General features: G+C 58.7%; 19 protein-coding genes and 1 pseudogene. 9 read left to right on the plus strand and 11 right to left on the minus strand.

Annotation, left to right across the window (positions count from 1 at the left end; all coding sequences use genetic code 11):
• The coding region (locus ACPYOI_RS24980; protein ID WP_481423494.1) for a hypothetical protein at window positions 1–278 on the plus strand (278 nt) is incomplete at its 5' end.
• Between the two features lie 142 nt (window positions 279–420).
• On the opposite strand, the gene ACPYOI_RS24985 is transcribed toward ACPYOI_RS24980, so the two are convergent.
• The 4 genes from ACPYOI_RS24985 to ACPYOI_RS25000 all read right to left on the minus strand — a co-directional run bounded on the left by ACPYOI_RS24985 (window position 421) and on the right by ACPYOI_RS25000 (window position 6,508).
• Window positions 421–1,746, minus strand: a complete 1,326-nt coding sequence (locus ACPYOI_RS24985; protein ID WP_481418554.1) for an MFS transporter — start codon at window positions 1,744–1,746, stop codon at window positions 421–423.
• A 213-nt stretch (window positions 1,747–1,959) separates the two neighbouring features.
• Window positions 1,960–4,539, minus strand: coding sequence for a two-component system VirA-like sensor kinase (locus ACPYOI_RS24990; RefSeq protein WP_481423495.1), 2,580 nt, complete (start codon window positions 4,537–4,539; stop codon window positions 1,960–1,962).
• Window positions 4,540–4,739: 200 nt separating this feature from the next.
• Complete coding sequence (locus tag ACPYOI_RS24995; protein WP_481423496.1) at window positions 4,740–5,783, minus strand: cytochrome-c peroxidase; 1,044 nt, start codon at window positions 5,781–5,783, stop codon at window positions 4,740–4,742.
• Window positions 5,783–6,508 carry a response regulator gene (locus ACPYOI_RS25000; RefSeq protein WP_168834363.1) on the minus strand — a complete coding sequence of 242 codons (726 nt, stop codon included), beginning with the start codon at window positions 6,506–6,508 and terminating at the stop codon, window positions 5,783–5,785. The genes ACPYOI_RS24995 and ACPYOI_RS25000 overlap by 1 nt, the downstream gene beginning before the upstream one ends.
• Before the next feature lie 864 nt (window positions 6,509–7,372).
• On the opposite strand from ACPYOI_RS25000, the gene trpC reads away from it, so the two are divergent.
• Entirely contained in the window at window positions 7,373–8,188 is an 816-nt protein-coding gene (gene trpC / locus ACPYOI_RS25005) for an indole-3-glycerol phosphate synthase TrpC (RefSeq protein WP_481423497.1), read from the plus strand.
• Between the two features lie 138 nt (window positions 8,189–8,326).
• Here trpC and ACPYOI_RS25010 read toward each other — a convergent pair whose 3' ends face one another.
• Window positions 8,327–8,509, minus strand: coding sequence for a hypothetical protein (locus ACPYOI_RS25010; RefSeq protein ID WP_481423502.1), 183 nt, complete (start codon window positions 8,507–8,509; stop codon window positions 8,327–8,329).
• Here ACPYOI_RS25010 and ACPYOI_RS25015 point away from each other — a divergent pair.
• Window positions 8,439–9,374: a homocysteine S-methyltransferase family protein gene (locus ACPYOI_RS25015; RefSeq protein ID WP_481423498.1), complete on the plus strand. Its 936-nt coding sequence runs from the start codon at window positions 8,439–8,441 to the stop codon at window positions 9,372–9,374. The genes ACPYOI_RS25010 and ACPYOI_RS25015 overlap by 71 nt on opposite strands.
• A gap of 322 nt (window positions 9,375–9,696) precedes the next feature.
• Window positions 9,697–9,960 (plus strand): hypothetical protein, encoded by a 264-nt coding sequence (locus ACPYOI_RS25020; protein ID WP_481418543.1) that lies wholly within the window; start codon window positions 9,697–9,699, stop codon window positions 9,958–9,960.
• Between the two features lie 204 nt (window positions 9,961–10,164).
• Here the strand turns inward: ACPYOI_RS25020 and ACPYOI_RS25025 are convergent, their stop codons facing one another.
• From ACPYOI_RS25025 to ACPYOI_RS25050, 6 genes are all read right to left on the minus strand, one after another.
• Window positions 10,165–10,911 carry a ribonuclease activity regulator RraA gene (locus ACPYOI_RS25025; protein ID WP_481418542.1) on the minus strand — a complete coding sequence of 249 codons (747 nt, stop codon included), beginning with the start codon at window positions 10,909–10,911 and terminating at the stop codon, window positions 10,165–10,167.
• Between the two features lie 20 nt (window positions 10,912–10,931).
• Complete coding sequence (locus ACPYOI_RS25030; protein ID WP_481418541.1) at window positions 10,932–12,095, minus strand: mandelate racemase/muconate lactonizing enzyme family protein; 1,164 nt, start codon at window positions 12,093–12,095, stop codon at window positions 10,932–10,934.
• Between the two features lie 32 nt (window positions 12,096–12,127).
• Window positions 12,128–13,225, minus strand: coding sequence for an ABC transporter ATP-binding protein (locus ACPYOI_RS25035; RefSeq protein ID WP_481423499.1), 1,098 nt, complete (start codon window positions 13,223–13,225; stop codon window positions 12,128–12,130).
• A gap of 11 nt (window positions 13,226–13,236) precedes the next feature.
• On the minus strand, window positions 13,237–14,127 hold the full coding sequence (locus ACPYOI_RS25040) for a carbohydrate ABC transporter permease (RefSeq protein ID WP_481423500.1): 891 nt from the start codon (window positions 14,125–14,127) through the stop codon (window positions 13,237–13,239).
• Window positions 14,124–15,080, minus strand: coding sequence for a carbohydrate ABC transporter permease (locus ACPYOI_RS25045; protein ID WP_481418538.1), 957 nt, complete (start codon window positions 15,078–15,080; stop codon window positions 14,124–14,126). Before ACPYOI_RS25045 ends, ACPYOI_RS25040 begins: the two co-directional genes overlap by 4 nt.
• Window positions 15,081–15,154: 74 nt before the next feature.
• Entirely contained in the window at window positions 15,155–16,633 is a 1,479-nt protein-coding gene (locus ACPYOI_RS25050; RefSeq protein WP_481418537.1) for an ABC transporter substrate-binding protein, read from the minus strand.
• Between the two features lie 208 nt (window positions 16,634–16,841).
• Between ACPYOI_RS25050 and ACPYOI_RS25055 the strand changes: the two genes are divergently transcribed.
• The 5 genes and pseudogenes from ACPYOI_RS25055 to ACPYOI_RS25075 all read left to right on the plus strand — a co-directional run.
• Entirely contained in the window at window positions 16,842–17,552 is a 711-nt protein-coding gene (locus ACPYOI_RS25055; protein ID WP_481418536.1) for a GntR family transcriptional regulator, read from the plus strand.
• A 54-nt stretch (window positions 17,553–17,606) separates the two neighbouring features.
• Entirely contained in the window at window positions 17,607–18,773 is a 1,167-nt protein-coding gene (locus ACPYOI_RS25060) for a mandelate racemase/muconate lactonizing enzyme family protein (protein WP_481418535.1), read from the plus strand.
• A gap of 67 nt (window positions 18,774–18,840) precedes the next feature.
• Window positions 18,841–20,202 carry a mandelate racemase/muconate lactonizing enzyme family protein gene (locus ACPYOI_RS25065; protein ID WP_481418534.1) on the plus strand — a complete coding sequence of 454 codons (1,362 nt, stop codon included), beginning with the start codon at window positions 18,841–18,843 and terminating at the stop codon, window positions 20,200–20,202.
• A gap of 17 nt (window positions 20,203–20,219) precedes the next feature.
• The gene (locus ACPYOI_RS25070) at window positions 20,220–21,419 is read left to right on the plus strand and encodes a mandelate racemase/muconate lactonizing enzyme family protein (RefSeq protein ID WP_481423501.1); all 1,200 of its coding nucleotides are present in this window, start codon (window positions 20,220–20,222) and stop codon (window positions 21,417–21,419) included.
• A gap of 292 nt (window positions 21,420–21,711) precedes the next feature.
• A pseudogene (locus ACPYOI_RS25075) lies at window positions 21,712–25,055 on the plus strand (ATP-binding protein); the annotation flags it as partial.

A 25,055-nucleotide genomic window follows, 5' to 3' on the forward strand; every position in this document is an offset into this window, starting at 1 on the left:
TTTTCAAGGAGGCACCCATGGCGAATCCTGTCAACGCCACTCGACCATTCAACACTCACCCACCAATTGCGCGTGCCAATGACGGACAGTCGAAGTCACGCAGCCGGGTTTTCCGGACTACCCCTCGCCGGATCGTGGAATATTTCTTCCGTTCTAAACCGCGAAGAATTGATGGATTAACGCCACACCTTCAGCGCGACATAGGCCTTACGGACTTTTATCTCCCCAAGAGAGGAGTTCCGTCGGCAACATCCGAAGATTTCTTCCCCTATTGCTGATGCCGTCGCCTAAGTTGCAAACACGACCATTCCCCGTCAGTCGCAATCAAAGCCTAACCAGGCTCCTAAATTCCCAGCCAGATCTGGGAACGGCATGGTTTGCAAATCGACTGCCCTTCCTGCGCAAGCTGTCGTTGGAACCCTATTGCTGACATGCAAGTGCCGCGCGCTCTTCAATACCTGCGGGAAACTCCAGCCCGTCACCATTCTTGCAAAGATAGAGTCCGATACCAAGCGCCAGAGCCGCGATGAAGAGAAGATAATATGCAGGCGCCATTGGATTAAGCGGCAGCAACAAGCTCACAGCCGCGGGTGTCAAGCCGCCGAAGACGGCGTAAGATAAATTATAGGAAAAAGAAACGCCTGTGAAACGTACACACGCGGGAAAGGCCCGCACCATTGCGTAAGGAACGGCGCCTACCACACCGACCGACAGTCCCATAAGTGCGTAAAGGGCAAGGGCAATCGGCAGTGACACGGCCGCGAAACTATAGAAGGTGAATGTTGCGGCGCCAAAGAATATGCTTCCCGCGACAAAAAATCCTCTAGAGCCTACTCTGTCCACAATCGCACCGGCAGCGGCAGAGCCGAAGATAAGGAAAAGCGCGCCGAAACCAGTCGCGAGAAGAGATTGTTGTGCTGTGTATCCGTAGAGTTGCTGCAAGAAGGTCGCAGTCATCAATGTTGTGACGACGACGCCGGCAGAAAGAAACCACGTCAGCAGCAAAGAGACGGCAATGCTGTGCGGGTAGTCACGCAAGACCACCTTGAGCGGAAGCTCCGGAACAAGACGATGGCTCTTCTCCATTTCGGAGAATACGGGCGTTTCCCGCAGCCAGCGACGTAGATACACCGCAATGAGCCCAAAAACCGCCCCGATGAAGAAGGGAATACGCCATGCAAAGGCGGCAACATCGATCGGCGTGAAGAGCTCATTGATCAGAGCGGCTACGAAGACTCCCAGCAGAATTCCTAAAGTAAGGCCGGCACAGAGAACGCCGCAGCCAAATCCAACCTGGCGGGAGGGAACGTGTTCGGCGACGAAAGTCCACGCTCCCGGGATTTCACCTCCGATCGCCGCCCCCTGCAGAATACGCGTGATCACGAGCAGCACCGGCGCGGCAACTCCGATCGATGCGTATACCGGAAGAGACGCCATTCCGAGAGTAGAGAGCGCCATGAGCAATATTGAAAATGCGAAAATGCGTTTACGTCCAAAGAGATCGCCGAAATGGGCGAGTATGATCCCACCGAGCGGGCGCACAAGATAGCCCGTACCGAAGATCCCAAAGACCTGAATCGTCAACAGCCACTCCGGCACGCCCGGCGGGAAAAAGAGCTTGCCGATTACGACCGCGAAGAAAACAAAAATAATGAAATCGTAAAATTCCAGCGCGCCACCCAGAGCCGCTATTCCGAGGAGCAGATAATCCTGCGAGCACAGGTGCCGCGGCCTACTTCTTCTCATTAAGACACGCACACAAATCCATCCTTTGAAATCTTGGGCGCAGAACTCCGCCCTCGCTATCTTCTCATAACGCTAGAATTGCCGGCTATCGTGCGAAAGCTACTCCCTCGCTTTAAACGAGCAGAATTCCGTTACAAATGAAACGGCGGGAGATATTTGAGCGGCTTGGCCGGCTCGTAGTTGAGCTTTGGAAAAAGAGGCCGCGAGATCGCGTCATCCTCCAATGGCCCTGCTTCCGGCCCCGCGTCGTTGTGCGTCGGCACCGGCATCGATTCTTCTGCGAATGGCGTCCGCCAAGCTCTTGGAGTTGAGCGGCTTTTTCAGCGCGCCTAATCGTTTGAGGTTCTGCTCGCTCAGCGGTCCGGTCCGGTATCGATCGCTGATGAGGAGATAGGGAATGTCGCTCAAATCCGAGTCCAGTTGTGATAGAGTTACAGTACTTTTGAGCGAGGCAACGTCGAGAACAACGAGATCGGGACGCCGGTCATTCGATTTCAGCCAATCCAAAACCCCACTTAGCTCAACAAATCCCACGGGCTCGTACCCGAGAGCAGCAAGTTTCTCCTCGTGCATCATCAGGAGTCGCTGCTGCTTCTCGAGAATGATGACCGTCTGACCGTTGCCATAGGGCACCTTTTCTTCATGAAAGAATTGCCGCAGGGGGATAGGAGCTTGGTGGCATATCGGAAAGAACAGATCGAAGCGCGTTCCTCGCCCAACAGCGCTGTCGACATTGATATACCCTGCAAGCGCCGCCACGTTTCCGTGAACGGCCGCAAGGCCGAGACCGGTGCCGCCGGCATGAGACTTCGTCGAAAAGAACGGTTCAAAGATATGCGGCAAAATGGAATCCGGTATGCCTTCGCCCTGGTCGGTGACGCTGACGCGAATATAGCCGCCGGATGGTAATATGCCGTGTGAAAGTGGTCGTGTGGACCGGGTTATGACAGGCGACACCTCGATGTCGATTTTCCCACCATCGGGCGACGCCTCCGAGGCATTTTTGCAGAGGTTCATAAGGATCTGCTGGATCTCTATCGGGTTGCCGAGGACAACCGCCGGGCGGTCCGCAAGGTGGTGCGATAGTTCCAGGGCTTCCGGAAGGGATATTTTCAAAAGGTGTAGAATGTCTGAGACGGCCTCAACCATATCGAAAGGCCTGCTGCTGCGTTCACGCTTGCGGCTCAATGTCAGTATCTGGTCGATGATCAGCCTCGCCCGCTCACCGGCCGAGACGATCTCGTTGACGTAGTGCCTGGTCGGCGACGGCCGCCGCAGAATCTGTAATGCCATCTCGCCATACCCAAGCATAGAGCTAAGTATGTTATTGAATTCGTGGGCGATTCCTCCCGCCAAAGTGCCCACGGCCTGGAGCCTCTCCGCATGCTCCAGGCGATGCTCAAGGATGTCTCTTTCGTGCCGCTTGCGAATTCGGTCGACACACTGAATAAGAAGGTCGATGGCGGATTGCAACAATTCCACCTCATCACTGCCCGCTTTCGGCCGCGACTCCTTGTATTCGAAGATAATCATCGCGGCATAGCGCGCAGAAATTTGCATTCCAACCGCAACACCTGCGCTCATTGCGTTTCGCGTAAATGCAAGTTCGTCGCGGCTTTGCAAATTTCGGTAGAAAAAGCGCGGACGAGGCGTCTGTTGCGCCACATTATTTCGGCGTAGATCGTCCAGGAAATCCGACATGAGCGTCTTCGAAAAGGCAGTTCCGCTGGTATGGCTCTCATAGACTTCCTGTACCAGTCCCGTCTCGACATTGGAGATCATCAGTTCGTGGCGCGTGGCGTCGAAAAACTCCGCGAGGAGGTCCAGCGTATCGTGGATAGCCGCAACGCAATCGGGCGAGGGGTCGTTGTCGAACCTATTTTTTATTTGGCTCATGACATCCTCGAAGTCGAGCCGGCGTGTCAAACGATCCGTTTGCAGACGGAGCCGATACACAAGGAACAGAATGTAGATGCAGAGGATGATCGAAATTGTTCCGAGAAAAATTCTGCTCCACGTGGCGCGTAGGTTGATCGCACTGTAAGCCTCAAGATATTCGGTTTGTAGATCTTGAGCGCGCTGCGGAGCGTCCGACGTTTGAATATCGGCAACGATATTATTCACCGACGGCAAGGTCATCAAAATCATGTGGCCATGCACTGTCAATGTTGTCAGTCGCGAGACGAGCACGCTATCGGTCGAATTTGCCAACGATGTTGAATGCAGCAGGATGCTGATGCGTCGCGCAAGATCCGCGTCGGGATCGCCCGAAAAACGCAGCATCGAATTGCCTAATTCATCGAGATTCGCGGGCAATCCCCGCAAGTCGGACGAAGGACGTTCATATATGTCGGTGAGAATTTTACTGAAGATGCTGAGAGAGTTATGCAGAAGTGCGTTCTTCGTCTTAAATTGTTCGACAAGTGACTCGTTTCTGTCGATTGATGCGGACAGTTGCTCAAGAAGAGCCGCCAGCTTCTCGTTATCGTTAAGGTTCGTTTTCCTAAAAAGCGATTTCAATCGCCCAAGCATATCATGCAAACCGCCCATAGAGGCGTCGAGCGGATCGTAGTTATTGAGCAACCCGGCCCGTGTTTGCAAGACATCCCGTTGAAGTGCCGAATTGTTCAAGTCGATCAGACGAAACGCGGCAAGTACGGCTTCGTGCGTTTCTTTGTCGGGACCCCGCCCGGCTGCCAAAAGTGCAAATAGGATTGCACAGAGTATCGCAACCACGATGGCCCAAGGCTTCCCAGCGATCCTCTGGAGGTGATGCTTTGCGACCGCGACCATCCAATTGCCTTATGTCTAAGCTTCGCAATGGGACTGGCGACCATTGCCTGGGAGCTTGCGAGATCCGTCTATATAGTGGCTGGGAGACTGGGACCGTAGGGGCTAGAGCTTATTGGGCTATTCATAGAGAGTGAACCAGCACCAGATACGCATGGCGCGCCGAATGCCTGCATAAACTGGTTCCAACACCGCGCTCGCACTTATTGCGGGCGAGATGGTGAGGAGGCATCAAGCAAGCGACCGTTGTATTCGCCTGTCAGGGTTTTCAAAAATGCAACGATCGCATCGACGTCATACTGGGACAGGACCTGACCGAGTTGCGTGCGAGACATGATCGCCACAGCTTCCGGCAAGGACGCAACACGTCCGTCGTGAAAATAGGGAGATGTCACTTCGACATTCCTCAGACTTGGAACCCGGAAGACGCCCTTGTCTTTGTCGTCGTGCGTTATGGTCCATCGCCCGAAATTGCCGTCGTTATCAGGCGAGGTGTTCGGCCCGAAGTCGCCAAAAATCCCAAATTTCTCAAATAGGTTCCCACCGACATTCGAACCTTGGTGACAAGACACGCATCCGTAGCTGCTGAAAAGCTCGTAACCCTTTTTCTCTTGCGAAGAAATCGCCTTGCTTTCGCCGCGCAGATATTGATCGAACCGCGAATTCGGTGTCGAAAGCGAGCGTTCGAATGTTACAAGGGCGTCGAGCACATCATTTCTTTCAATATCGCGATTATAGATTTGTTGGAATTGGGCGCCGTAGACGGTGGAGGCCTGCAATTTAGCGACCAACGATCCCCATTGACTTGCCATTAGGTTCGGATCGAGAAGCACTGCATCGTTCTGTGCTGCGAGCGATGTGAAGTTACCTCGCCAGCCGAGACGATAATTGTTTGCGACATTGAAAATAGTCGGTGCGTTAAACCGATGCATCTTGCCATCGTACCCAACAGTCCGTTTCAGGTTCACAGTGCCACCGGTGTTAAGATCATGGCAGGACGAACACGCCAATTTACCTTTGCCTGAAAGAATCGGATCGTTGAACAGTTGCTTGCCAAGTGCGACCTTGGCCGGATCAAGATCTGGGGTAGCCTCAAGGGGCGTGATCGGGTCTTGCTGACTGCGACCGCTTGCCAACGCCACGGTCGCAGCTACGCTCAGCACCATAAGCAGCCATACCGCTGAAAAAGCCGACAAGCGCCCAGTGGCAGTCTTGGCAGCCATGAAGCTCGAACGGATCATCGTCATCAGGAGACATTTCTTCTGCTGTGGTCAATATCCACCTCAGCATCGAAGAAATAGCCGACGCCACGCTCTGTTTTGATGAGGGTGGGATTGGACGCATCGCTTTCGAGTTTGCGCCGAAGTCGGAGGATCAGAACGTCGATACTGCGGTCAAACACTTCCTCCTCGTGCACCCGGCTGTTGGCTATCAGTTGTTCTCGTGACAGGATCTGTCGGGGAGCATTAAGGAAAGCCACCAGAAGATTGAATTCCCCGACCGTCAGCTTGATTTCTTCCTTTGTCTCTGAAACGAGCCTGCGGAGCTTCAGATTGAGGCGCCAGCCATTGAACAAATAGGACTTTCGATCTTGCGCAACCGTCTTGACGGGCCTTTCCCGCAACGCCGCTCGCACGCGAGCCAATAGTTCGCGCATACCGAACGGTTTGACGATGTAGTCCGTCGCCCCAAGTTCCAAGCCGACGACCTTGTCTGCCTCCTCCAGCCGATCGCCGCTAATGATGATGATCGGTGCATCGGATTTGGTCGCGAGATTGCGAACGATTTCCAGCCCGTCTTCATGGCCTAGGTTCAGGTCGACGATGACCAGATCAATGATCTCAGTTGCAAGGACGCGCGTCATCTGGTGGCTGTCGCTGACGGCACTGACTTTAAGCGCATGTTGCGAGAGATAGTCAATTAACAGCTGACGGATGGTGCTGTCATCGTCAATCACCAGGACATGTTTCAAGCGTCCACCTTCGTAAGTCACAAGCACGAAATCGCGTACAACGGCGATCGAATTCCGTCGGCTATTGGCGTTCCATTGCAGGGTTGTTTCGAAAACCGAGGCGATAGTTACAAATGTAATAGATAGCGCTTCGCAATCAAATCCTGGGCGATGCTTTGACAATCACACTTGGTTGATTCATCGGGCCGTTGGTAAACGAGCATCTGCTTGTGCAGCGGAATGCGGGCGAGGCGGCTTATCCACATCCTCCCCACTTTGCGACCTAGAGCATTCCGCGCGCTGATCACTGAAAGGCGTAATAACGGGAGATGGAACGCGCCGTCGCACAGGACAACGATCATGAGCTTCGAGTTCGAACCGCGCGGACATGGTTTTTTCGATCGGCGTTCTCCTCCTTGGCAACGAAGCGTTGGAGCGCGGAAAGAAGTTCACCTTTTCCGACTACGCAGAACTCGTGGGGAAGCACACCTGATCAACGAACCCTCGTTAGGAAGCTTGCAAATGGAAGCCCTGCGGTTACTGATTTTTGAGACTTGACTACAATCGTAGCAAAGGGCGACGCACAAAAGGCAGTTCTAAAGTCCACGATTGGATATCGTGACCCTTGTCGCCACTCGCGGCCGAGACTTCCCCTTATGAATGCTGTCGGATCGTCTACGGTGCCCCGTATGCGGCAGTCGGAAGGTGGCGGTCGGGTTCATGCCGAGCCGCCGATCCATGGCGCCAACATGTTAGAGAGAGCGTTGATGCCATCACGCCGCAATATTTCATCCGAAACGGAATTCGTTGGATTCGAAACTCGAGTGCAACAAGCTGCTGCCATTCAGATCGCTTCCAAGCCGGGGAAGCGAATAGGAATGGATGATGGCCGATATCCTCACGAAAATTGAAGCATACAAGCGCGAGGAAATCGCGGCCGCCAAGGCCGAGGTTTCGCTGGCAGATTTGAGGGCAATGCAAGCCGGACAGTCGGCGCCGCGCGGCTTTCACAAGGCATTATCCGTCCGGAAAGATGCGGGTCTGTTTGGACTGATTGCCGAGATCAAGAAGGCAAGCCCGTCGAAAGGCCTGATCCGTCCCGATTTTGATCCGCCAGCGCTGGCCAAGGCGTATGAACTCGGCGGGGCGGCTTGCCTGTCGGTGCTCACCGACAGGCCGAGCTTTCAGGGGGCGCCGGAATTCCTGACCGCTGCCCGTGCTGCCTGTGCCTTGCCGGCGCTGCGCAAGGACTTCATGTTCGAGACCTATCAGGTGCACGAGGCTCGTGCGTGGGGTGCGGACTGCATCCTGTTGATCATGGCTTCGCTGTCCGATGACGACGCCGAACGTCTGCAGGATGAGGCCTTCGGCCTCGGCATGGATGTCCTCGTGGAAGTTCACGACGTCGAAGAGATGGAGCGGGCGCTGAAACTCTCCTCACCGCTGATTGGCGTCAACAACCGCAATCTGCGAACGTTCGAAGTCAACCTTGCGACCAGCGAGAAACTCGCCGCCATGGTGCCCGACGGCCGCTTGCTCGTCGGCGAAAGCGGCGTCTTCACCAACCCGGATTGCAAGCGTCTGGAAATGTCCGGGATCACCACTTTCCTCGTCGGTGAAAGCCTGATGCGCAAGGACGACGTCACCGCTGCGACCCGCGCGCTGCTATTTGGCGATGGCATCGAGGATCTAATACAGTAGACGTTTTAGAAGTGCGCCAGAGAATGGCAAGAAGGGACGGCAGTCCGACTCTCTTCCGTGGTGAAATGGTCGTAGCGTCATCGCGCGACCGGGTCAGTTCACCGCAACCACATTGCGGAGCCGCATCGCGCCTTCGGTTCATGGGTATTTCCAGGCGTCGGCGAGATAACAGCTTTGAGCTTTAAGGCGGTCGACGACGACCCAGCCCACTTCAAAAGCTCGGGGATCGTAGGAGCCGTAGGTACAGCAGATGTCAAAATATCGCAGTATGTTGCCGCAGTTGAATGCCGGAATATTCCTGACAAACGCCAGCATGAACACAACGCTATCCTATAAGAGAAATATCGATTTGCCATACAGTGCCACATTTACACTTCTTTTCGATCAGGCCGGAATTGAAGAACTCGAACGCTGCTACCGCGAATATATCGACGTTGCCGTGCATTACGGCCACGGCATAATCCTCGAAACCGCCACGTGGCGTGCAAACTCGGATTGGGGAGAAAAGCTCGGCTACGACCGCGACAGGCTGCTCGCGGCCAACGACCGGTCGGTGGCATTGCTGATGGCACTGCGCGACGAGTTCGAAACGGAGCGTTCACCGATCGTTATCAACGGAGCCATAGGACCACGCGGCGACGGTTACGTCGCTGAACGCATCACCGCAACGGAAGCGGAAGACTACCACCATGCCCAGATCGAATGCTTTGCTCGAGGCGAGGCCGACATCGTCACGGCATACACTCTGACCGCGCCGGAAGAGGCAGTGGGCATTGCACGTGCAGCTGCGGTGAACGACATGCCGTGCGCAATCTCGTTTACCCTCGAAACGGACGGCCGCTTGCCGTCGGGCTGGAATCTGGGCGCGGCGATCGAGCATGTCGACGCGGCGACCAATGGAGCGCCCGCCTACTATATGGTCAACTGTACGCATCCAATCCACTTGCAGCCGGGACTGGATGCGGGCGCGCCATGGATGCGCCGTTTGCGCGGATTCTGCGCTAATGCCTCCTCGAAGAGCCATGCGGAATTGGACCAGGCGATCGAATTGGACGAAGGCGATCCGATCGACCTTGGCGCGCGCTACCGTGCGCTGCGGAAATCGATACCGTCCCTTAGCATCGTCGGCGGCTGCTGTGGTACGGACGGCGCCCATCTGGCGGCAATTTGTGACGCTTGTCAGTAGCAAAACACTTGCCGGAGCTCGGCCCTGGCCAACTATCACCAGATCCGGCCGACCTATTCGGGCACATGGGCGGTTCGAACCGACCGGCTACCTGAATTCCGCGACAGCACCAGCCTCGACAATAACGACCGTTGGCGTCGGCGCCGGAAGGCAGCCATCCCGAGGGGTCGTTCTCAATGTTGCCGGCTGAGACCGGGGCTTTGCAGCCTAATAAACGCCCATCGCTTAGCACCGTCGCGCCAGCGGTGCCTGCACCTGTCAGCTGGACTGCTTTCGAAACAAAGTAGCCGTGGCTGCACTCAAACCCGAGGACCAGGATCATATGAAAATCGTTATTGCCACGACGCCAGCGCCGGGCCATGTCAATCCAATGCTCGGAATCGCGCGCATCCTGATGGCCGAACGTCACGAGGTGATGGCTGTCACAGGGAGGGCGATGAGCTTTGGTGTTCCCTTGGTCACGGCAGGGCTGACCGAAGATAAGGCCGACGTGAACGCGCGGGTCGGCTGGTCCGGGGTCGGGATCAACCTTGGAACCAATGCACCGACGCCGCAGCTATTGCGCGGGGCGGTCCGGACTGCCTGAACGTCCACTATTTCCGAAGACCCGACGTCGTCATGCAACGTTCGGCCCAAAGCTGCCGGCATGACATTCGGCGAGCCTCGGCGGCTGGATCCCGGCTGCCAGATCGAAAAGCGGGCGCCGACGGCGAAATTCGACTCCGTGCTTCTTGTGTAGACGCCGGTGATACCCCAGAAAGTTCGCCGCCCGCCTGGGGTAATCCATTGGCTAAGTTGTTCCCGAGCGGTTTGTTTTGCGCCACTCTTCGTACTCTCCGCGGGCATCGTCATGCAGCGGATAGTAGCGCTGCAACGACCCGCCCGCCATAAGCTTCACTCGCGAGAACTCCTCCCAATCGTGATGCTTTTGCGATTCTTCGATTACCTTCGAGGCCATTGCGACTGGAAGCACCACCACCCCGTCATCGTCGGCGACGATGATGTCTCCGGGGATCACCGTGACACCGCCGCAGGCAATCGGAACGTTGACGGCGTTGGGATAGATTCCGGTCTGCACATGATAGTTGGGCGTCCAGCCGCGCAGCCATAGAGGGAGATCTAGCTTCTCGACATTGGGTCGATCGCGCATGCACCCATCGATCACGATGCCAGCGCCGCCTCTGCCTTTGAAATACGTCGACATCATATCGCCGAAGACGCCCGAGCTCATGTCGCCGCGTGCGTCGACCACGACCACATCGCCCTCCTGCACGTGATAAAGCACATGGCGGTGCAACTGCGTCTCCGGATCTGCATATTCTCCCTCGGTGAAGAGGTCCGGCCGCTGCGGCATGAATTGAAGCGTCAGGGCCGGCCCGACAATCGACTTCCCGCGATTCTGCGGCACGGGACCGACCATGTGCGGATTGCGGAAGCCCATGTGGCCAAGCGTGCCGGAAACCGTCGCGGCGCCGATTTCCCTCAGTGCATCGATAAGCTCTTTGGGCGGTCGCGTGATGTCAGGTGTATGGGTCATTTTAGGCTCCGTGGATGAAACTACCAGTTTGTGACAGAACCGTCGCGGCGCTTCAGGTGAGGCGCTTCCCAGAAACGAAAGCTCTCCGCCTTGACCGCCTCTTCGTTGACCTCGACGCCGAGCCCGGGCAGATCGCTGACCGGATAGTCGGGACCGTCGAGCCGTGGTTGCACGGGGAAGAAGTCGGAATTATCGAAGCCGAGCTTTGCTTCGGGCGCCCTGGTCTCGAGCCAAGCGAAATTCGGCACCCCGGCGGCGAGATGGATGGTCGCGGCCGTGCAGATTGGGCCGAGGGGATTGTGCGGCATCAGGTCGACATAGTGTGCCTCGCTCCAACCCGCGACTTTCATCGCTTCGGTGAGCCCGCCAACATTGCAGACATCGAGCCGGTTGAACTGATGGATGCCGCGCTCGATATAGGGCAGGAATTGCCACTTGCTGGCAAATTCCTCGCCGATGGCGAACGGGATGTCGGTCATCGTGCGCAGGGATTCGTAGGCCTCGGGTGTCTCGTCTCGTATCGGCTCCTCGAGGAAATCAAGCACGCCACGGCCGAGCTTGTTACAGAAGCTCGCCGCCTCTGCCACCGACAGCCGATGATGATAGTCGATGCCGAGGACGACGTCGTCGCCCAGCGCCTCTCGCGCCCTATTGAGCATAGTTGCGGTAGTGCCGATCGACTCCCGCGGCTCAAAGATGTCCTTGCTGCTTTGCCCGATGGGGAAGAAGCGGATCGCCTGCCACCCTTGTGCGCGTAGTTCGCGGGCTCGTTCGATGGCAACATCGCCCTCGGCCTCGTCACCCGTCGAGGCAAAGGTAGGAATGCGCTCGCGCTGCTTGCCACCTAGGAGTTCATAGGCCGGCACTCCCAGTGCCTTGCCCTTGATGTCGTGAAGGGCAATGTCGATGGCGGAAATCGCCGCCTGTAGGACACGCCCACCTTCAAAGTATTGGCTGCGATAAATCTCTTGCCAGATCCGCCCAATCTGCATCGGGTCGCAGCCGATCAGAAACTCGCGGTAGTGCTCGATCGCGCCGGCCACGGCCTTCTCTCGGCCGCTCAAGCCGCTCTCGCCCCAGCCGAAGATGCCGCTGTCGGTCTCGACCTTCACCAGCATCTGGTTGCGCGTTCCTACCCATACCGGATAGGGCTTGATCGCCGTGATTTTGAGCTTAGTCGTCATCCACGCCCTCGCTTCATACGCTCCGCCCCGTCTCAGTCGGCCTTAAGGGCCATCTCGGTTTCGCCGTCGAACAGATGAATCCGCTCCTGATCGAACTCGAGCCAAATCTGTTCATCGGGCGCGACGGCAATGGTGGGCGGCACGCTGACATTGACGATGGCACCAGACAGTAAAGCCTGTACGAAGGTGACATCTCCGGTCGGCTCCACCGTGTAGGCCTTGGCGGGAACGCTTCCGGGTATCGCACTCTTGTGCAGCCTGATCGTCGAGTGACGGGCGCCGAGCACGACCTTCTTGGTTGTTGCCCTCGCGACCTTCTGGGCGTTGTTTGTCGAGAGCTCGAGGCGCCAGCCCTCCGCGCTGGTCAACACAGTGTTGCCGCTTGCCGTTGACGCCTCAAGCGGAACAAGGCTCATCGCCGGGCTACCGACGAAGCTGGCGACGAACATGTTCACCGGATGGGCAAAGACCTGCGCCGGTGAATCGTATTGCTGCAGGTAGCCGCCGTTCATCACCGCCATCCTGTCGGCCATGGTCACCGCTTCGAGCTGGTCGTGCGTCACGTAGATGATCGTCGCCTTGAGGTCCTGGTGGAAACGCTTGATCTCCGACCGCATCTGCACGCGCAGCTTTGCGTCGAGGTTGGAGAGTGGTTCATCCATCAGGAATACCGCCGGGTCGCGAACGAGGGCTCGCCCCAGCGCCACGCGCTGCTGTTGCCCGCCCGAAAGTTCGCGTGGCTTGCGCTCGAGCAGCTGCGTCATGTCGAGCACTCGCGCTGCTTCCCTGACCTTCTTGTCGATCTCATCCCTTGGCAGTTTGCGCATCTGCAGCGGGAACGCCAAATTTTTGTAGACCGATTTCTGCGGATAGAGGGCGTAGTTCTGGAACACCATTGCGATGTCCCGGTCCTTGGGGTCGAGGTCGTTGACCACCCTGTCGCCGATGACGATGTCGCCCGATGTGACGGGGATGAGCCCTGCCACAAGATTGAGTGTGGTTGTCTTGCCGCAGCCTGAAGGGCCGACGAGCGCAACGAATTCGCCGTCGTTGACCGTCAGCGAAACATCATTGACAGCTTTGAAGCTGCCATAGGTCTTGACCAGATCTTTGAGGACCACGTGGGCCACCGGCAACTCCCCTAGTGCTTGACTGCGCCTTCCGTCAGGGCGCGTACGAAGTATCGTTGCAGGACGAGGAACAGGACCACGACGGGCACGCTCATCATGAAGCTGGCCGCCATCAGTCCCGGAAAGTCCGTTGTATTTTCCGAAAAGAAGCGCTGGATGCCGACCGGCAGTGTCAATTGCTCGTTCTTGGACAGGAAGGTGTAGGCGTAGATGTACTCGTTCCACGCGCCGATGAAGGAATAGATCGCCGTGGCGATGATCCCTGGCGCCGAGAGCGGCATCACGATCAAGACGAAGGCCTGGAACCGCGTTGCGCCGTCGATGCGCGCTGCCTGCTCAAGCTGCACCGGGATGTTGTCGTAGAAGCCCTTGAGGAGCCAGATTGCCAGCGGCAGGCCGAATGTGAGGTAGGTGAGGATGAGCGATCCATGCGTGTTCACCAGCCCGATCGCGCGCATGAGTATGAAGAGCGGCACGAGAAAGATCACTGCCGGGAACATGTTCCGAAGCAAGACGGCGAAGAACAGAAAGTTCCGGCCCGGGAAGGTGAAGCGTGAAAACGCGTAGGCCGCAGGAACTGCCACGATCACGGAAAGAATGGTCGTGGCGGTGGAAACGAAGAGGCTGTTCCAGAAGAAGCGCAGGAAGTCCTGGCCGACGCTGTTTTGCGGATCGAGCAGCTTCTGGTAGCTGGCGAGGGTGGGTTGGTCCGGCCACCATTGCGGCGGGAATTGCATGGCCGCGAAGCCGGACTTGATCGAGGTGATCAACATCCAGATCATTGGTAATGCGGTGTAAAGCAGCATGAACACAAGGAAGATGCGTCCGCCCCACCGCCATCCATCGATGCGCGTACGGCGACGCGCCTGGCCTCGATGAGCAGTCTCGGCAATCGTGCTCATTCACTCCCGTCCTTCTGCTCGTTGCCGCTCAGCGCCCGGACGTAGAAGTAGCCAAGGGACATCAGGATCAAAAACAGCAACACCGAATAGGCCGATGCCACCCCCCAGCGCTGGCGGCCGAAGGCGAGCTCATAAATGTGGGTGATCCAGATATGCGATGCGTTTGACGGCCCGCCGCCGGTCATGATCCAGGGGATGATGAAAGAATTGAAGTTGGCTACTGCCAAGAGAAGGATCGTCACCGTCGAAACGTTTCTTACATGCGGAAAGGTGACGTGCCAGAACCGCTGCCATGCATTGGCTCCGTCGACTTTTGCGGCGCGCAGCAACTGGTCGGGAACTGTTTGCAGGCCAGCCATCATCATGATCATGGCGAAAGGAAATTCTCGCCAAATGTTGACGACAATCAGCGAGGGCAGCACTGTGCTGACGCTGTCGATGAAATTCGGCGGCCGGTCGGTCAATCCCAAGCCAACTAGCACTGCGCCAATGATCCCAAAGTCCGAATGGTAGATCCATTTCCAGATATAGGACGCGGCGACCGCGCTGATGACCCATGGAATGATCAGGACGGCGCGCAGGATGGCGCGGCCGGCAAAGTCACGGTGGAGCGCCAGGGCACTGGCGAACCCCAGGACAAACGAGATGAAGGTCGATCCCACTGTCCAGATAAGAGTGTTCGAGGTGACCTTCCAGAACACCGGGCTTGCGAGGATGGCGATGTAGTTGTCGAGGCCGATGAAAATCTTGTCCCGGAGCTGCAGGCCAGGCGGTGTATTGAAGAACGACAGCTCGATCGTGTAGTAGATCGGGTAGGCTATGACGATGAGCATCACGGCGATCGCAGGAAGCACATACGCGTAGTCAGCGCGATGCTCCCAAATCTTTCGCAGCACACCGGACCCATCAGGCAGTCTTCGGGGAGCCTCGGCCTTCCCAGTCAAGATCGTCACTGTGCAGAGCCCTCATCCTTGGGAACAAAACCGGCTGCGATCGATCCGCAGCCGGTCAGATCGTCGGACTTGGACTAGAGCCCACCGTCCATCAGGGCTTTGACCTTCTTGGCCGCGTCGTCCGCTGCCTGGTCGACGGTCATGGCTCCGGTCAGAGCATTCTGGAGCATGTCCGGGACGATTATGTTCATGATCTCGGGGGACTGTGGCAGCGCCGGGAATGGGATGCCGTAAGGCAGCATCGAGGTCGTGACATCAAGGAACTTGATGTGGTCCAGGCGTTCCTTCATCCATTTGGTCTTGAAGCCGTTGAGGTTTCCCGGGTTCGAGCCGGCATAGGCCATCTTCAGTGACCATTCGGGGCTCGTCCACATGCAGATGATAGCTTTTGCCGCCGGCTCGTCTACCTTGCCGCCCTCGACATATTCGGGCTTGAGGATATGAATGTTTGAGCCGCCAAACACCACGGCACGCTTGCCGTCGGGACCAGTCGGGATCAAGCCGTAGCGCATATTGTTGATAACGGTCTGCGCCTTTTGCTTGTCGGTGTCCGTCGCCTTTTTCTGCAGGTCGAGCATGACGTCGTAATCGGACGGATGCGAGATCATCATGCCGAGCTGGCCAGCGAGGAAGAGCGGCTGGTTGTCGGCCTGCTGGTTGGTGAGCGCCGAAACCGGAACCGACTTGTCGCGGACATACATATCGTAGGAGGCTTGCAATGCCGCCTTGCTCTGCGGGCTATCGAGCTCGACATCCTTATAGGTCGGGTTGGTGGTAGCTTCGTCGAAGACGCCGCCGCCATAGGCCCACAGCTGCGGCATGAAGCGGTACGGCGTATTGCCGGCATTCTTGCGAGCCACGAGGCCGTAACCGGCAATGCCGAGCTTGTCGTGGATCTGCTTGGAATACTTGACGACGTCGTCCCAGGTAGCCGGAGCCTTGTCCGGATCGAGGCCTGCACGCTTGAAGATGTCGGCATTCCAGATGAACGCCATTGTCTCGTTGTTGGTTGGAATGCCGTAGGTCACCCCGTCCCAGGTTACAGCCTTCATTGCGCCGGGCCAGAAATCCCCGGTCGAATAGCCGACATCCTCGGGTTTGAGCGGCTGCAAATAGCCCTTTGAGGCAAACTCAGTGCCACCCAGGATTTGCAGGCGGACCGCCATGGGAGCGGCATTGCCAAGGAGTGCGGTCCGGAACTTGTCCAAGAGGTCGTTATAGGTGAGGGCCTGTTCCTCAAGCTGGATGTTTGGATAGGTTTTGCGGAACGTCGCGAAGAAATCCTTGTAATACTCGCGCAGGAGATCCGGGTCGCCCTCGAACACACCCTGGTACCAGAAAGTCAGTCGCCCCTTGTAGTCGAGTGGTGTGACCTTGCCGCAATCAGCCGCCGTGTCGAAATCCTGGGTGCCGGCAATGGAGCGCACATATTGCGGCGACCACTTGCTCAGGTCGACCGGCGCGCCAAGCGCAGACGCAGACATCAATGATACCATCAAAGCAGTAGAGATAGTGCCGCGCAGGACGGCACCTCCGAGTGAAATCCTCGTCATAGGCATCCTCCAGGTTTCTCTCCCATGCCGCTCTGCGTCGGGGCGAGCGGTGTTTGCTCGACGGCTTCGCGACCTCCCAGTCAATACACCTCTTCGAACACATCATACGTTTTCAGATCGTAGATTGTCTGTCAATCGGCAAAATCGTACATTGTTTGCCAGAGATTTGCGTGATATTCGAACGATATGTGTACTGATGAGGATAGTCTTGGCCGAAACCAGCGATTTTAAAGCAAAGCCGCCCGAAGGCATCGACGCTGACGGGGCATCCAGCGAGGGCGCCTCGCTCTACCAACTGATCAGGGATGACATCATCGAGGGGCGGCTTGCTGCCAACGAAAGGCTTGTGGTCACCGATCTCGCCCGGCGCCACGGCACCTCGACCAACCCCGTGCGTGAGGCTCTCCAACTTTTGCGCGGGGAGGGTTTTGTCACCTTCGTTCCAAACCGCGGAGCGCGCGTCCGGCCCATAGATCAGGATTTTGTTCGGGATATCTACGAGATCGGGGTCTTGATCGAGCCGGCACTGACGCGATGGTTCGTGAATATGGCCACCGTCGAGGACATTGCTGAACTCGAACGCATCCAAGGGCTGATCGAAGAGAACAACTTCGCCGACACGGTCAGGCACAGCGAGCTGGATACCGCCTTCCACACCGTCATGTACCAGAAGCACTACAACCGCCATGCCGCCGAGCTTTGGTGGAAACATCGCGAAGTGCTTCGAGCCGTGAGCCGGCGTTTCGACTTCACGCTCTCCCGGCGTGCCGCGATCCTTAGCGAGCATCGCGAGCTCATCGCGCATGTAAAAGCGGGAAAGGCGAACGAGGCAGCCGAACTGATTGCACGCCATGTCGAGGGCTCCGGCCGGCACATCCTCGAACACATGCGGGCGCGAAACGCCGCTCGGGCAGGATAGAATAGGTAGCCTGGAATATCGTTATCCCGACCACTTCAGACAAAGGCAGTTGCGATGAAAATCACCAGCGTTCGCCCCTGGCTAATCAGATCCGATGCTTCTTATTGGGGAGAGTTTCTGTTCGTCGAAGTGACGACCGACGAGGGGGTAAGCGGCTGGGGAGAGATCACTACCACGACAAGGCTCGCCAATCGCGCCCTCTGCACGATCCTGCGACAGATCGGTGCCGCTTTGACAGGCGAGGACCCGGCGCGTATCGAATATCTGTGGCACAAGATATTCCGTAGCTTCACCTACATGGGCAGTCGCGGCGCCGCAGTCGAATGCGTGAGCGCCATCGACATAGCCCTTTGGGACATCCGAGGCAAAGTTCTTGGTAAGCCGATTTGCGAGCTGTTGGGCGGACCGGTCCGCGATGAAATCGCGCTCTACACCCATCCTAACCAGGCCAAGTTTACCAGCAAAGAGGCTGTGGTTCGCGAAATTCGAGACATCGTCGAGTCCGGCCACACCGCGCTCAAGTTCGATCCTTTCCCCCACCAGGGCCGCACCGTCGATGGACAGCCTCGCGAACAGCGGGATGGCTACCTCGATGGCAGCATGACCCGCAAGGATGAGCGCGAAGCCGCCGAACTCACGGCTCTGATCCGCCAAACGGCGGGCTCGGATGTCGACATCCTCATCGATGCGCATGGCCGGTTCGACGTTCCCACCGCCATTCGCCTTTGTCGCAGCCTCGAGGAAGCTGGTCAGATCGACTGGTTCGAGGAGCCCTGCCCACCCGAGAGCCTCAACGCTCTCAAACAGGTCCGCGAGAAGGTTAGCGCCGCTATTTCGTGGGGCGAACGCGGTCACACGAAGTGGGATTTCGTGCCGGTGCTCGAAAACAAGCTCGCTGACTACATCATGCCGGACGTCACCTGGACCGGCGGCATTACCGAACTCAAAAAGATTTCTGCCCTATGCGAAGCCTACTACATCCCCGTCTCGCCGCATGACGCCGCAGGGCCGATCAACGTGGTTGCGGGAGCGCAGGTGATGATGACCGTTCCCAATTTCTACAAACTTGAAACGTCAGAGTGGAACCTCGGAAAATACGATCACCTCATCGACAGACCGCTTGATGTTTCGAACGGCAGCCTCAAGCTTACGCCCAGGCCTGGCCTCGGCGTTGAAATGAACCGCGACTACCTTCAAAACCACGAGATAGAGCTCGACTAGCTAGCAACGCTCCAGGCCACCCCAGCGTGCGCGGCGACGAGCCCCCCGACCAGAACGAGGATAAATCATGCCACAGGCAGATGGAGCCGACGAGGCGCTCAATCGGGTGAACACGCATTCCAAGCCTTCCGACCTTCGCATCACTGACATGCGGGTGGCCGAAATTGTCGGCGCGCCATTCACCTCCGTTCTGCTTAAGATCTACACCAACCAGGGCATAGTCGGGCTTGGTGAGGTGCGCGACGGTGCCAGCGCCACCTACGCGCTGATGCTGAAGAGCCGGTTGCTTGGCGAGAACCCTTGCAACATCGACCGCCTGTTTCGCCGGATCAAGCAGTTCGGCGGCCACGGCCGGCAAGGCGGCGGCGTATCGGCGGTTGAAATCGCGTTGTGGGATCTTGCCGGCAAGGCCTATGGCGCCCCTGTCTACCAGATGCTCGGCGGCCGGTTTCGGGAGAAAGTGCGCGTCTACTGCGATACCGACGCCACCGTGCCGAGCGGTACCGAGACCGGTAAGCGCCTCAAGCAGCGCATGGAACTCGGCTTCACCTTCCTCAAGATGGATCTGGGGCTGATGCAGATCGCGGATGTGCCCGGTGCGGTCGTGTTTCCTGCCGGCTCACTGGAAGGATACCGCAACGGCCCCAGTCGCGGGCCGCTGAATTCCATTGAAGAGCGGCGTGTCCGCAACGCTGCGTACGATCTACATAACGTCCAGCACCCGTTTACCGGCCTGCACTTTTCCGACAAGGGCCTCGACCTGCTTGAGCAATACATCGCCGAGGTTCGCGAGGTCATCGGCATGGATGTGCCGCTTGCGATCGACCATATTGGCCACATCTCGATGCAGAACGGCATTCGCCTTGCCAGGCGAATTGAAAAATACGTGCCAGCCTGGCTCGAGGATGTGATCCCATGGCAATACACCGAGCAGTACCGACAACTGCAGGACGCCACCACGGTGCCGATTTGCACTGGCGAGGATATCTACCTCAAGGAGGGCTTCGAGCCTCTGCTCAACAGCGGCGGAGTCTCCGTTATCCACCCAGACCTGCTCACCAGTGGGGGCATCCTCGAGACCAAGAAGATTGGCGATATGGCGCAGGACCATGGTGTCGCCATGGCCATCCACATGGCAGAAAGTCCAATCGCCGCAATGGCCGCGGCACATGTCGCGACCGCGACCGAAAATTTCATGGCGCTCGAATATCATTCTGCCGATGTCGACTGGTGGGACGATATCGTCACGGGTCTTCCCAAGCCGCTGGTGAAGAATGGCTTCATCACTGTTCCGGACAAGCCGGGGCTGGGGATTGACGACGTCGTCGACGAGGTGATCTCGCTGCATCTGCAGCCGGGCGCCACCGACATTTGGCAGCCTACGGATCACTGGGACGATGAGTATTCCTGGGATCGCACCTGGAGCTGAGGCGAAAAGGAACGAAGATGAAGATCACTGATCTCCGCTGCGCCGTTATCGGCAAACACCCGATCGTCCGCATCGTAACGGACGAGGGCCTCTATGGCTTGGGCGAAGTTGAATTCACCAAGTCCTACCTCAAGCCCTGGGTGCTGCATTTCCGCGAGGCGCTCATCGGCGAGGACCCGACCGACGTCGAGAGAGTGATGCTGAAGATCCGCCAACGCGGCTCTTTCAAGCCGTACGGCGCGGCGGTGAGCGCTATCGAGCATGCGCTGTGGGATATTGCTGGCAAGGCGGCCGGCGTGCCCGCCTATAAACTGCTTGGCGGCAAGGTGCGGGACAAGGTGCGCGTCTACAACGGCTCGATTCGCCAGAAACGCACGGGCGACCGGCCGGAAGATTACGCCGCTGACGTCAAATGGATGATGCAGCAGCCGCAGAACTTCTTCATGGTCAAGCAAGGAATCTCGTTCCACTCCAACATGAAGGACTCCATCGAGGGCTTCCACTACGGCGTGACGCAGAAGAAGGCCGGCTATCACGGCGCCATGGATCAGGGCGTGATCAGCGAGCGCGGTTTCAATCACATGCTCGACTGCGTGATCGCGATGAAGGAAGTGCTGGGCGACAAAGTCAGCCTGGCGCTGGACTGCGGCCCGGGCTGGATGCTGCCCGATGCGATCAAGTTCGCTCGCGCGGTCGAAAAGTACAATTTGATGTGGCTCGAGGACATGCTGACTGGCGACTACGTGCCGTGGGTCAATCCGCAGGCCTATCGGGAACTGACAACTTCCACCTCGACGCCAATCCACACTGGCGAGCAGATCTACCTGCGGCACAATTTCAAGGAACTGATCGAGACGCAGGCGGTACGCATCATTGGCCCCGATCCAGCCGATGTTGGCGGTATTGCCGAGCTCAAATGGGTCGCCGAGCACGCCTACATGCACTCGATCCTGATGGCACCGCATGGCACCGCTAACGGTCTGCTGGGCCTCGGCGCGTTGATCAATGTCTGCGCCACGTTGCCGGCGAATTACATCGCGTTCGAATATCCCACTGCCTCCGACCCCTGGTGGGAGGATCTGGTAATCGGCTTGCCGCCGCAGATCGTGAAGGACAGCATGGTGGACCTACTGGAAGCGCCGGGGCTGGGCCTCGATATCGACGCTGAAGGGGCCAGGAGATATCTCAGGGAAGAGGATGCGGGCTTTTTCGACTGAAGCTCCCTCCACCTGCCGTGATTTAGTTGAAGGTTCGTCGGTTGAGATCCTATCAAGGGGCCAATGTCGGACGCGACTATAATGAAAGCCGTTCGCGGCAGATAGTTTCTACGAGATCGCGTAGGGAGTTAGCTCGCCCAGCCACTTCTTGCCGGCACTGTCGGCACAGACGCTCGGATGAGTGGACGAGATGTGCTAACATCCCGGCTCTGGCAACTTGGGTGGACGAACTCGAGACGAATGTTGCGGCCAGTTTGCCAGGAGGGCTAGGCCTGGTGGTGAAGTCCCGCAAATGACCCCAACTTTTCGGTTTGGCACTGAAGATGACGGCAGCTGCCAGCTTCTATGGGAAGACGGCGAACGGGTCTTCTGCCGGGGGTGGCATCTCGATCCTGACGGGACACGTAAGCCCGTGCTTGCCGCTCTGCCCGCCGCGGAGCATCCGCGACATTCAATCCTTGATAGTTTCGCCCACGAGTATGGCTTGACGGACGAGCTGGAAGGCACCTGGGCGCTTCGGCCGCTGGAATTGGTGCGCGAAGGTGGCCAGACCATGCTTGTACTCGAGGACCCGGGCGGTGAACTGCTTGCCCGGCGGCTCGGCGGACCCATGGAGCCTGGAAGCTTCCTGCCTGTTGCGATCGGAATCGCGCTGGCCCTTGGCAAGGTCCATCGGCGCGGCCTGATCCACAAGGATATCAAACCTGCCAACATCCTGGTCAACGGCGAGACCGGAGAGGTGCGGCTAACGGGCTTCGGCATCGCCTCGCGCCTTTCCCGTGAGTGACAAACGCCCGAACCGCCTGAGTTCATCGCCGGCACGCTCGCCTACATGGCTCCGGAACAGACCGGGCGGATGAACCGCTCGATCGACTCCCGCAGCGATCTCTACGCCGTCGGGGTCACGCTCTACCAGATGCTCACCGGCGTTCTGCCGTTCACCGCGACCGATCCGATGGAATGGGTTCACTGCCACATCGCGCGGCGGCCGTTGCCACCGGGCGAGCGGGTGAAAGATGTTCCCGCCGCCGTCTCGGCCATTGTGATGAAGCTGCTCGCGAAAACCGCCGAGGAGCGCTACCAGACCGCCGGCGGCCTCGAGAGCGACCTGCGGCGCTGTTTGGCACAGTGGGTGGCCCAGGGCCGTATCGACGATTTCCCGCTCGGGGCACACGACACGCCCGACCGGCTGCTGATTCCGGAAAGGCTCTATGGTCGCGAGCGCGAGGTCGAGGCCTTGCTCGCCGCGTTCGACCGTGTCGTCCGGGATGGCGCGCCTGAGCTGGTGCTGGTCTCCGGCTATTCGGGCATCGGCAAGTCCGCGGTGGTCAACGAGCTGCACCGGGTGCTCGTCCCGCCGCGCGGGCTGTTCGCATCCGGCAAGTTCGACCAGTACAAGCGAGACATCCCCTATTCCACGCTGGCCCAGGCCTTCCAAGGCCTGATCCGGCCGCTGTTGGTCAAGAGCGACGCGGAACTCAGCCACTGGCGTGCCGCCCTGCTGGAAGCGTTGGGCCCGAACGGCCAGCTCATGATCAATCTCGTTCCGGAGTTGGCTCTGATCATTGGCGAGCAGCCGCTGGCGCCCGATCTTTCGCCGCAGGACCAGCAGGCCCGGTTCCAGCTGGTGTTCCGGCGCTTCCTCGCCGTGTTCGCCCGACCCGAGCATCCGCTCGCGCTGTTCCTCGACGACTTGCAGTGGCTGGACGCGGCAACCCTGGATCTGATCGAGCATCTGGCCACCCATGCGGAGGTCCGCCACCTGCTGCTGATCGGCGCCTACCGGGACAACGAGGTCACCCCAACGCACCCGCTGATGCGACGGCTGGCTGCGATCCGCGGCGCCGGGGGCCGGATGCAGGAGATTGTGTTGGCGACGCTTGGACTTGCGGATGTGGGCCGGCTCATCGCCGATGCCCTGCGCTGCGCCCCGGAGCGCGTCGCGCCGCTAGGCCGGCGCGTGCACGAGAAGACAGCCGGCAATCCGTTCTTCACGATCCAGTTTCTACTCGCCCTGGCCGAGGAGGCGCTGCTGGCCTTCGATCCCGGCCGGGCCGCCTGGACCTGGGATCTGTCGCGCATCCGCGCCAGGGGATACACCGATAACGTGGCGGACCTCATGGCGACGAAGCTGCGCCGTCTGGCTCCGGCAACGCAGGCAGCTCTGGGCCTCCTGGCCTGCCTTGGGAATGTCGCCGAGGCGGCTACACTCACCTTGGTGCACGGTGGTAGCGAGGAGGCTATCCATGCGCTCATCTGGGACGCCGTCCGGGCCGGCCTGGTCCTGCGCTCGGACGGCACTTACGCCTTCCTGCACGACCGCATTCAGGAGGCAGCCTATGCGCTCATCCCCGAGGGGGAGCGGGCCATGGCGCATCTTCGGATCGGCCGCGTGCTCGCGGCGCAAACGCCGGCGGAGGCGCTAGAGGAGACCATCTTCGACATTGTCAGCCAGTTCGGGCGTGGCACGGCGCTGATCACCGCGCCGGCGGAGCGCGAACAGGTCGCCGGCCTCAACCGTGTGGCGGGCCGGCGGGCTAAGGCGGCCACCGCCAATCACGCCGCGCTGCAATATTTCACCGCCGACCGGACCTTGCTGGGAGCGACCGGCTGGGAGCAGTGCCCTCGGCTCACGTTCGACCTCGAACTCAACCGCGCCGAGTGCGAATACCTGACGGGGGAACTGGCATCTGCGGAAGAACGGCTTGCGATGCTGTCACGACGCGCCGGGACCACCGTCGACGCTGCGGCCGTGACCTGCGGACGCGTCAACCTCTATACGACGCTGGACCGGAGCGACCGTGCCGTGGAGGTTGGCCTGGAGTATCTGCGCCGTGTCGACGGCCCGTGGTCACTGCACCCGAAGGTGGAGGACGTCCGTCGCTTCTATGATCGGGCGTGGCAGCAGCTGGGATCCCGTCCAATCGAAGCCCTGCTCGACCTGCCGCCGATGAAAGACCCCGACCGGTGCGCGACCATGGACGTACTCACGGTGCTCACCTCGCCGGCCTTGTTCACCGACTTGAATCTCTTTCGCCTCGTCGTCGGGCGGATCGCAACCCTCAGTCTGGAGCATGGCAACAGCGACGGATCCTGCCTCGCCTATGCCTGGCTAGGCGGCGTCCTGGGGACATATTTCGGAGACTATCAGGCCGGGTTCCGCTTCGGCAGACTTGCCCTGGATCTGGTCGAGAAGCGGGCGCTCGATCGCTTCAGGGCTCGCGTCTACCTGGTCTCCGCCGTCCACGTCGCTCACTGGAGTCAGCCACTGCAGACGTCTTGCGCCTTCCTGAGACACGCCTTCGAGGCTGCGAAGGAAGCCGGTGACCTCACTTATGCAGCCTATAGCTGCGCTGACTTGATTACGAACCGCCTCGCTTCCGGAGATCGGCTCGATGACATCGAGCGGGAGGCTGAGAATGCGCTAGAGTTCGTGCAGAAATTGCGGTTCGGTCTCATTAGCGACCTCATTACCACGCAGCTTAGGCTCATCCGGATGCTCCGTGGGCTGACGCCGGACTTTACCTCCTTTAATGACGCGGACTTCGACGAGGGCCGCTTCGAGCAGCATTTGGGGAGCAATCCCCAGCTGGCCATTGCCGCGTCCCGATACTGGATTCGCAAGCTGCAAGCGTT

This window comes from Rhizobium sp. SVR5-2C (assembly GCF_056755115.1).

Coding starts and splice junctions, on each gene's coding strand:
- ACPYOI_RS24985 (WP_481418554.1), bottom strand. CDS start 1,746: ATGAGAAGAAGTAGGCCGCGGCACCTGTGCTCGCAGGATTATCTGCTC.
- ACPYOI_RS25025 (WP_481418542.1), bottom strand. CDS start 10,911: ATGACCCATACACCTGACATCACGCGACCGCCCAAAGAGCTTATCGAT.
- ACPYOI_RS25060 (WP_481418535.1), top strand. CDS start 17,607: ATGAAAATCACCAGCGTTCGCCCCTGGCTAATCAGATCCGATGCTTCT.
- ACPYOI_RS24995 (WP_481423496.1), bottom strand. CDS start 5,783: ATGACGATGATCCGTTCGAGCTTCATGGCTGCCAAGACTGCCACTGGG.
- ACPYOI_RS25065 (WP_481418534.1), top strand. CDS start 18,841: ATGCCACAGGCAGATGGAGCCGACGAGGCGCTCAATCGGGTGAACACG.
- ACPYOI_RS25020 (WP_481418543.1), top strand. CDS start 9,697: ATGAAAATCGTTATTGCCACGACGCCAGCGCCGGGCCATGTCAATCCA.
- ACPYOI_RS25030 (WP_481418541.1), bottom strand. CDS start 12,095: ATGACGACTAAGCTCAAAATCACGGCGATCAAGCCCTATCCGGTATGG.
- trpC (WP_481423497.1), top strand. CDS start 7,373: ATGGCCGATATCCTCACGAAAATTGAAGCATACAAGCGCGAGGAAATC.
- ACPYOI_RS24990 (WP_481423495.1), bottom strand. CDS start 4,539: ATGGTCGCGGTCGCAAAGCATCACCTCCAGAGGATCGCTGGGAAGCCT.
- ACPYOI_RS25070 (WP_481423501.1), top strand. CDS start 20,220: ATGAAGATCACTGATCTCCGCTGCGCCGTTATCGGCAAACACCCGATC.
- ACPYOI_RS25050 (WP_481418537.1), bottom strand. CDS start 16,633: ATGACGAGGATTTCACTCGGAGGTGCCGTCCTGCGCGGCACTATCTCT.
- ACPYOI_RS25015 (WP_481423498.1), top strand. CDS start 8,439: ATGTCAAAATATCGCAGTATGTTGCCGCAGTTGAATGCCGGAATATTC.
- ACPYOI_RS25040 (WP_481423500.1), bottom strand. CDS start 14,127: ATGAGCACGATTGCCGAGACTGCTCATCGAGGCCAGGCGCGTCGCCGT.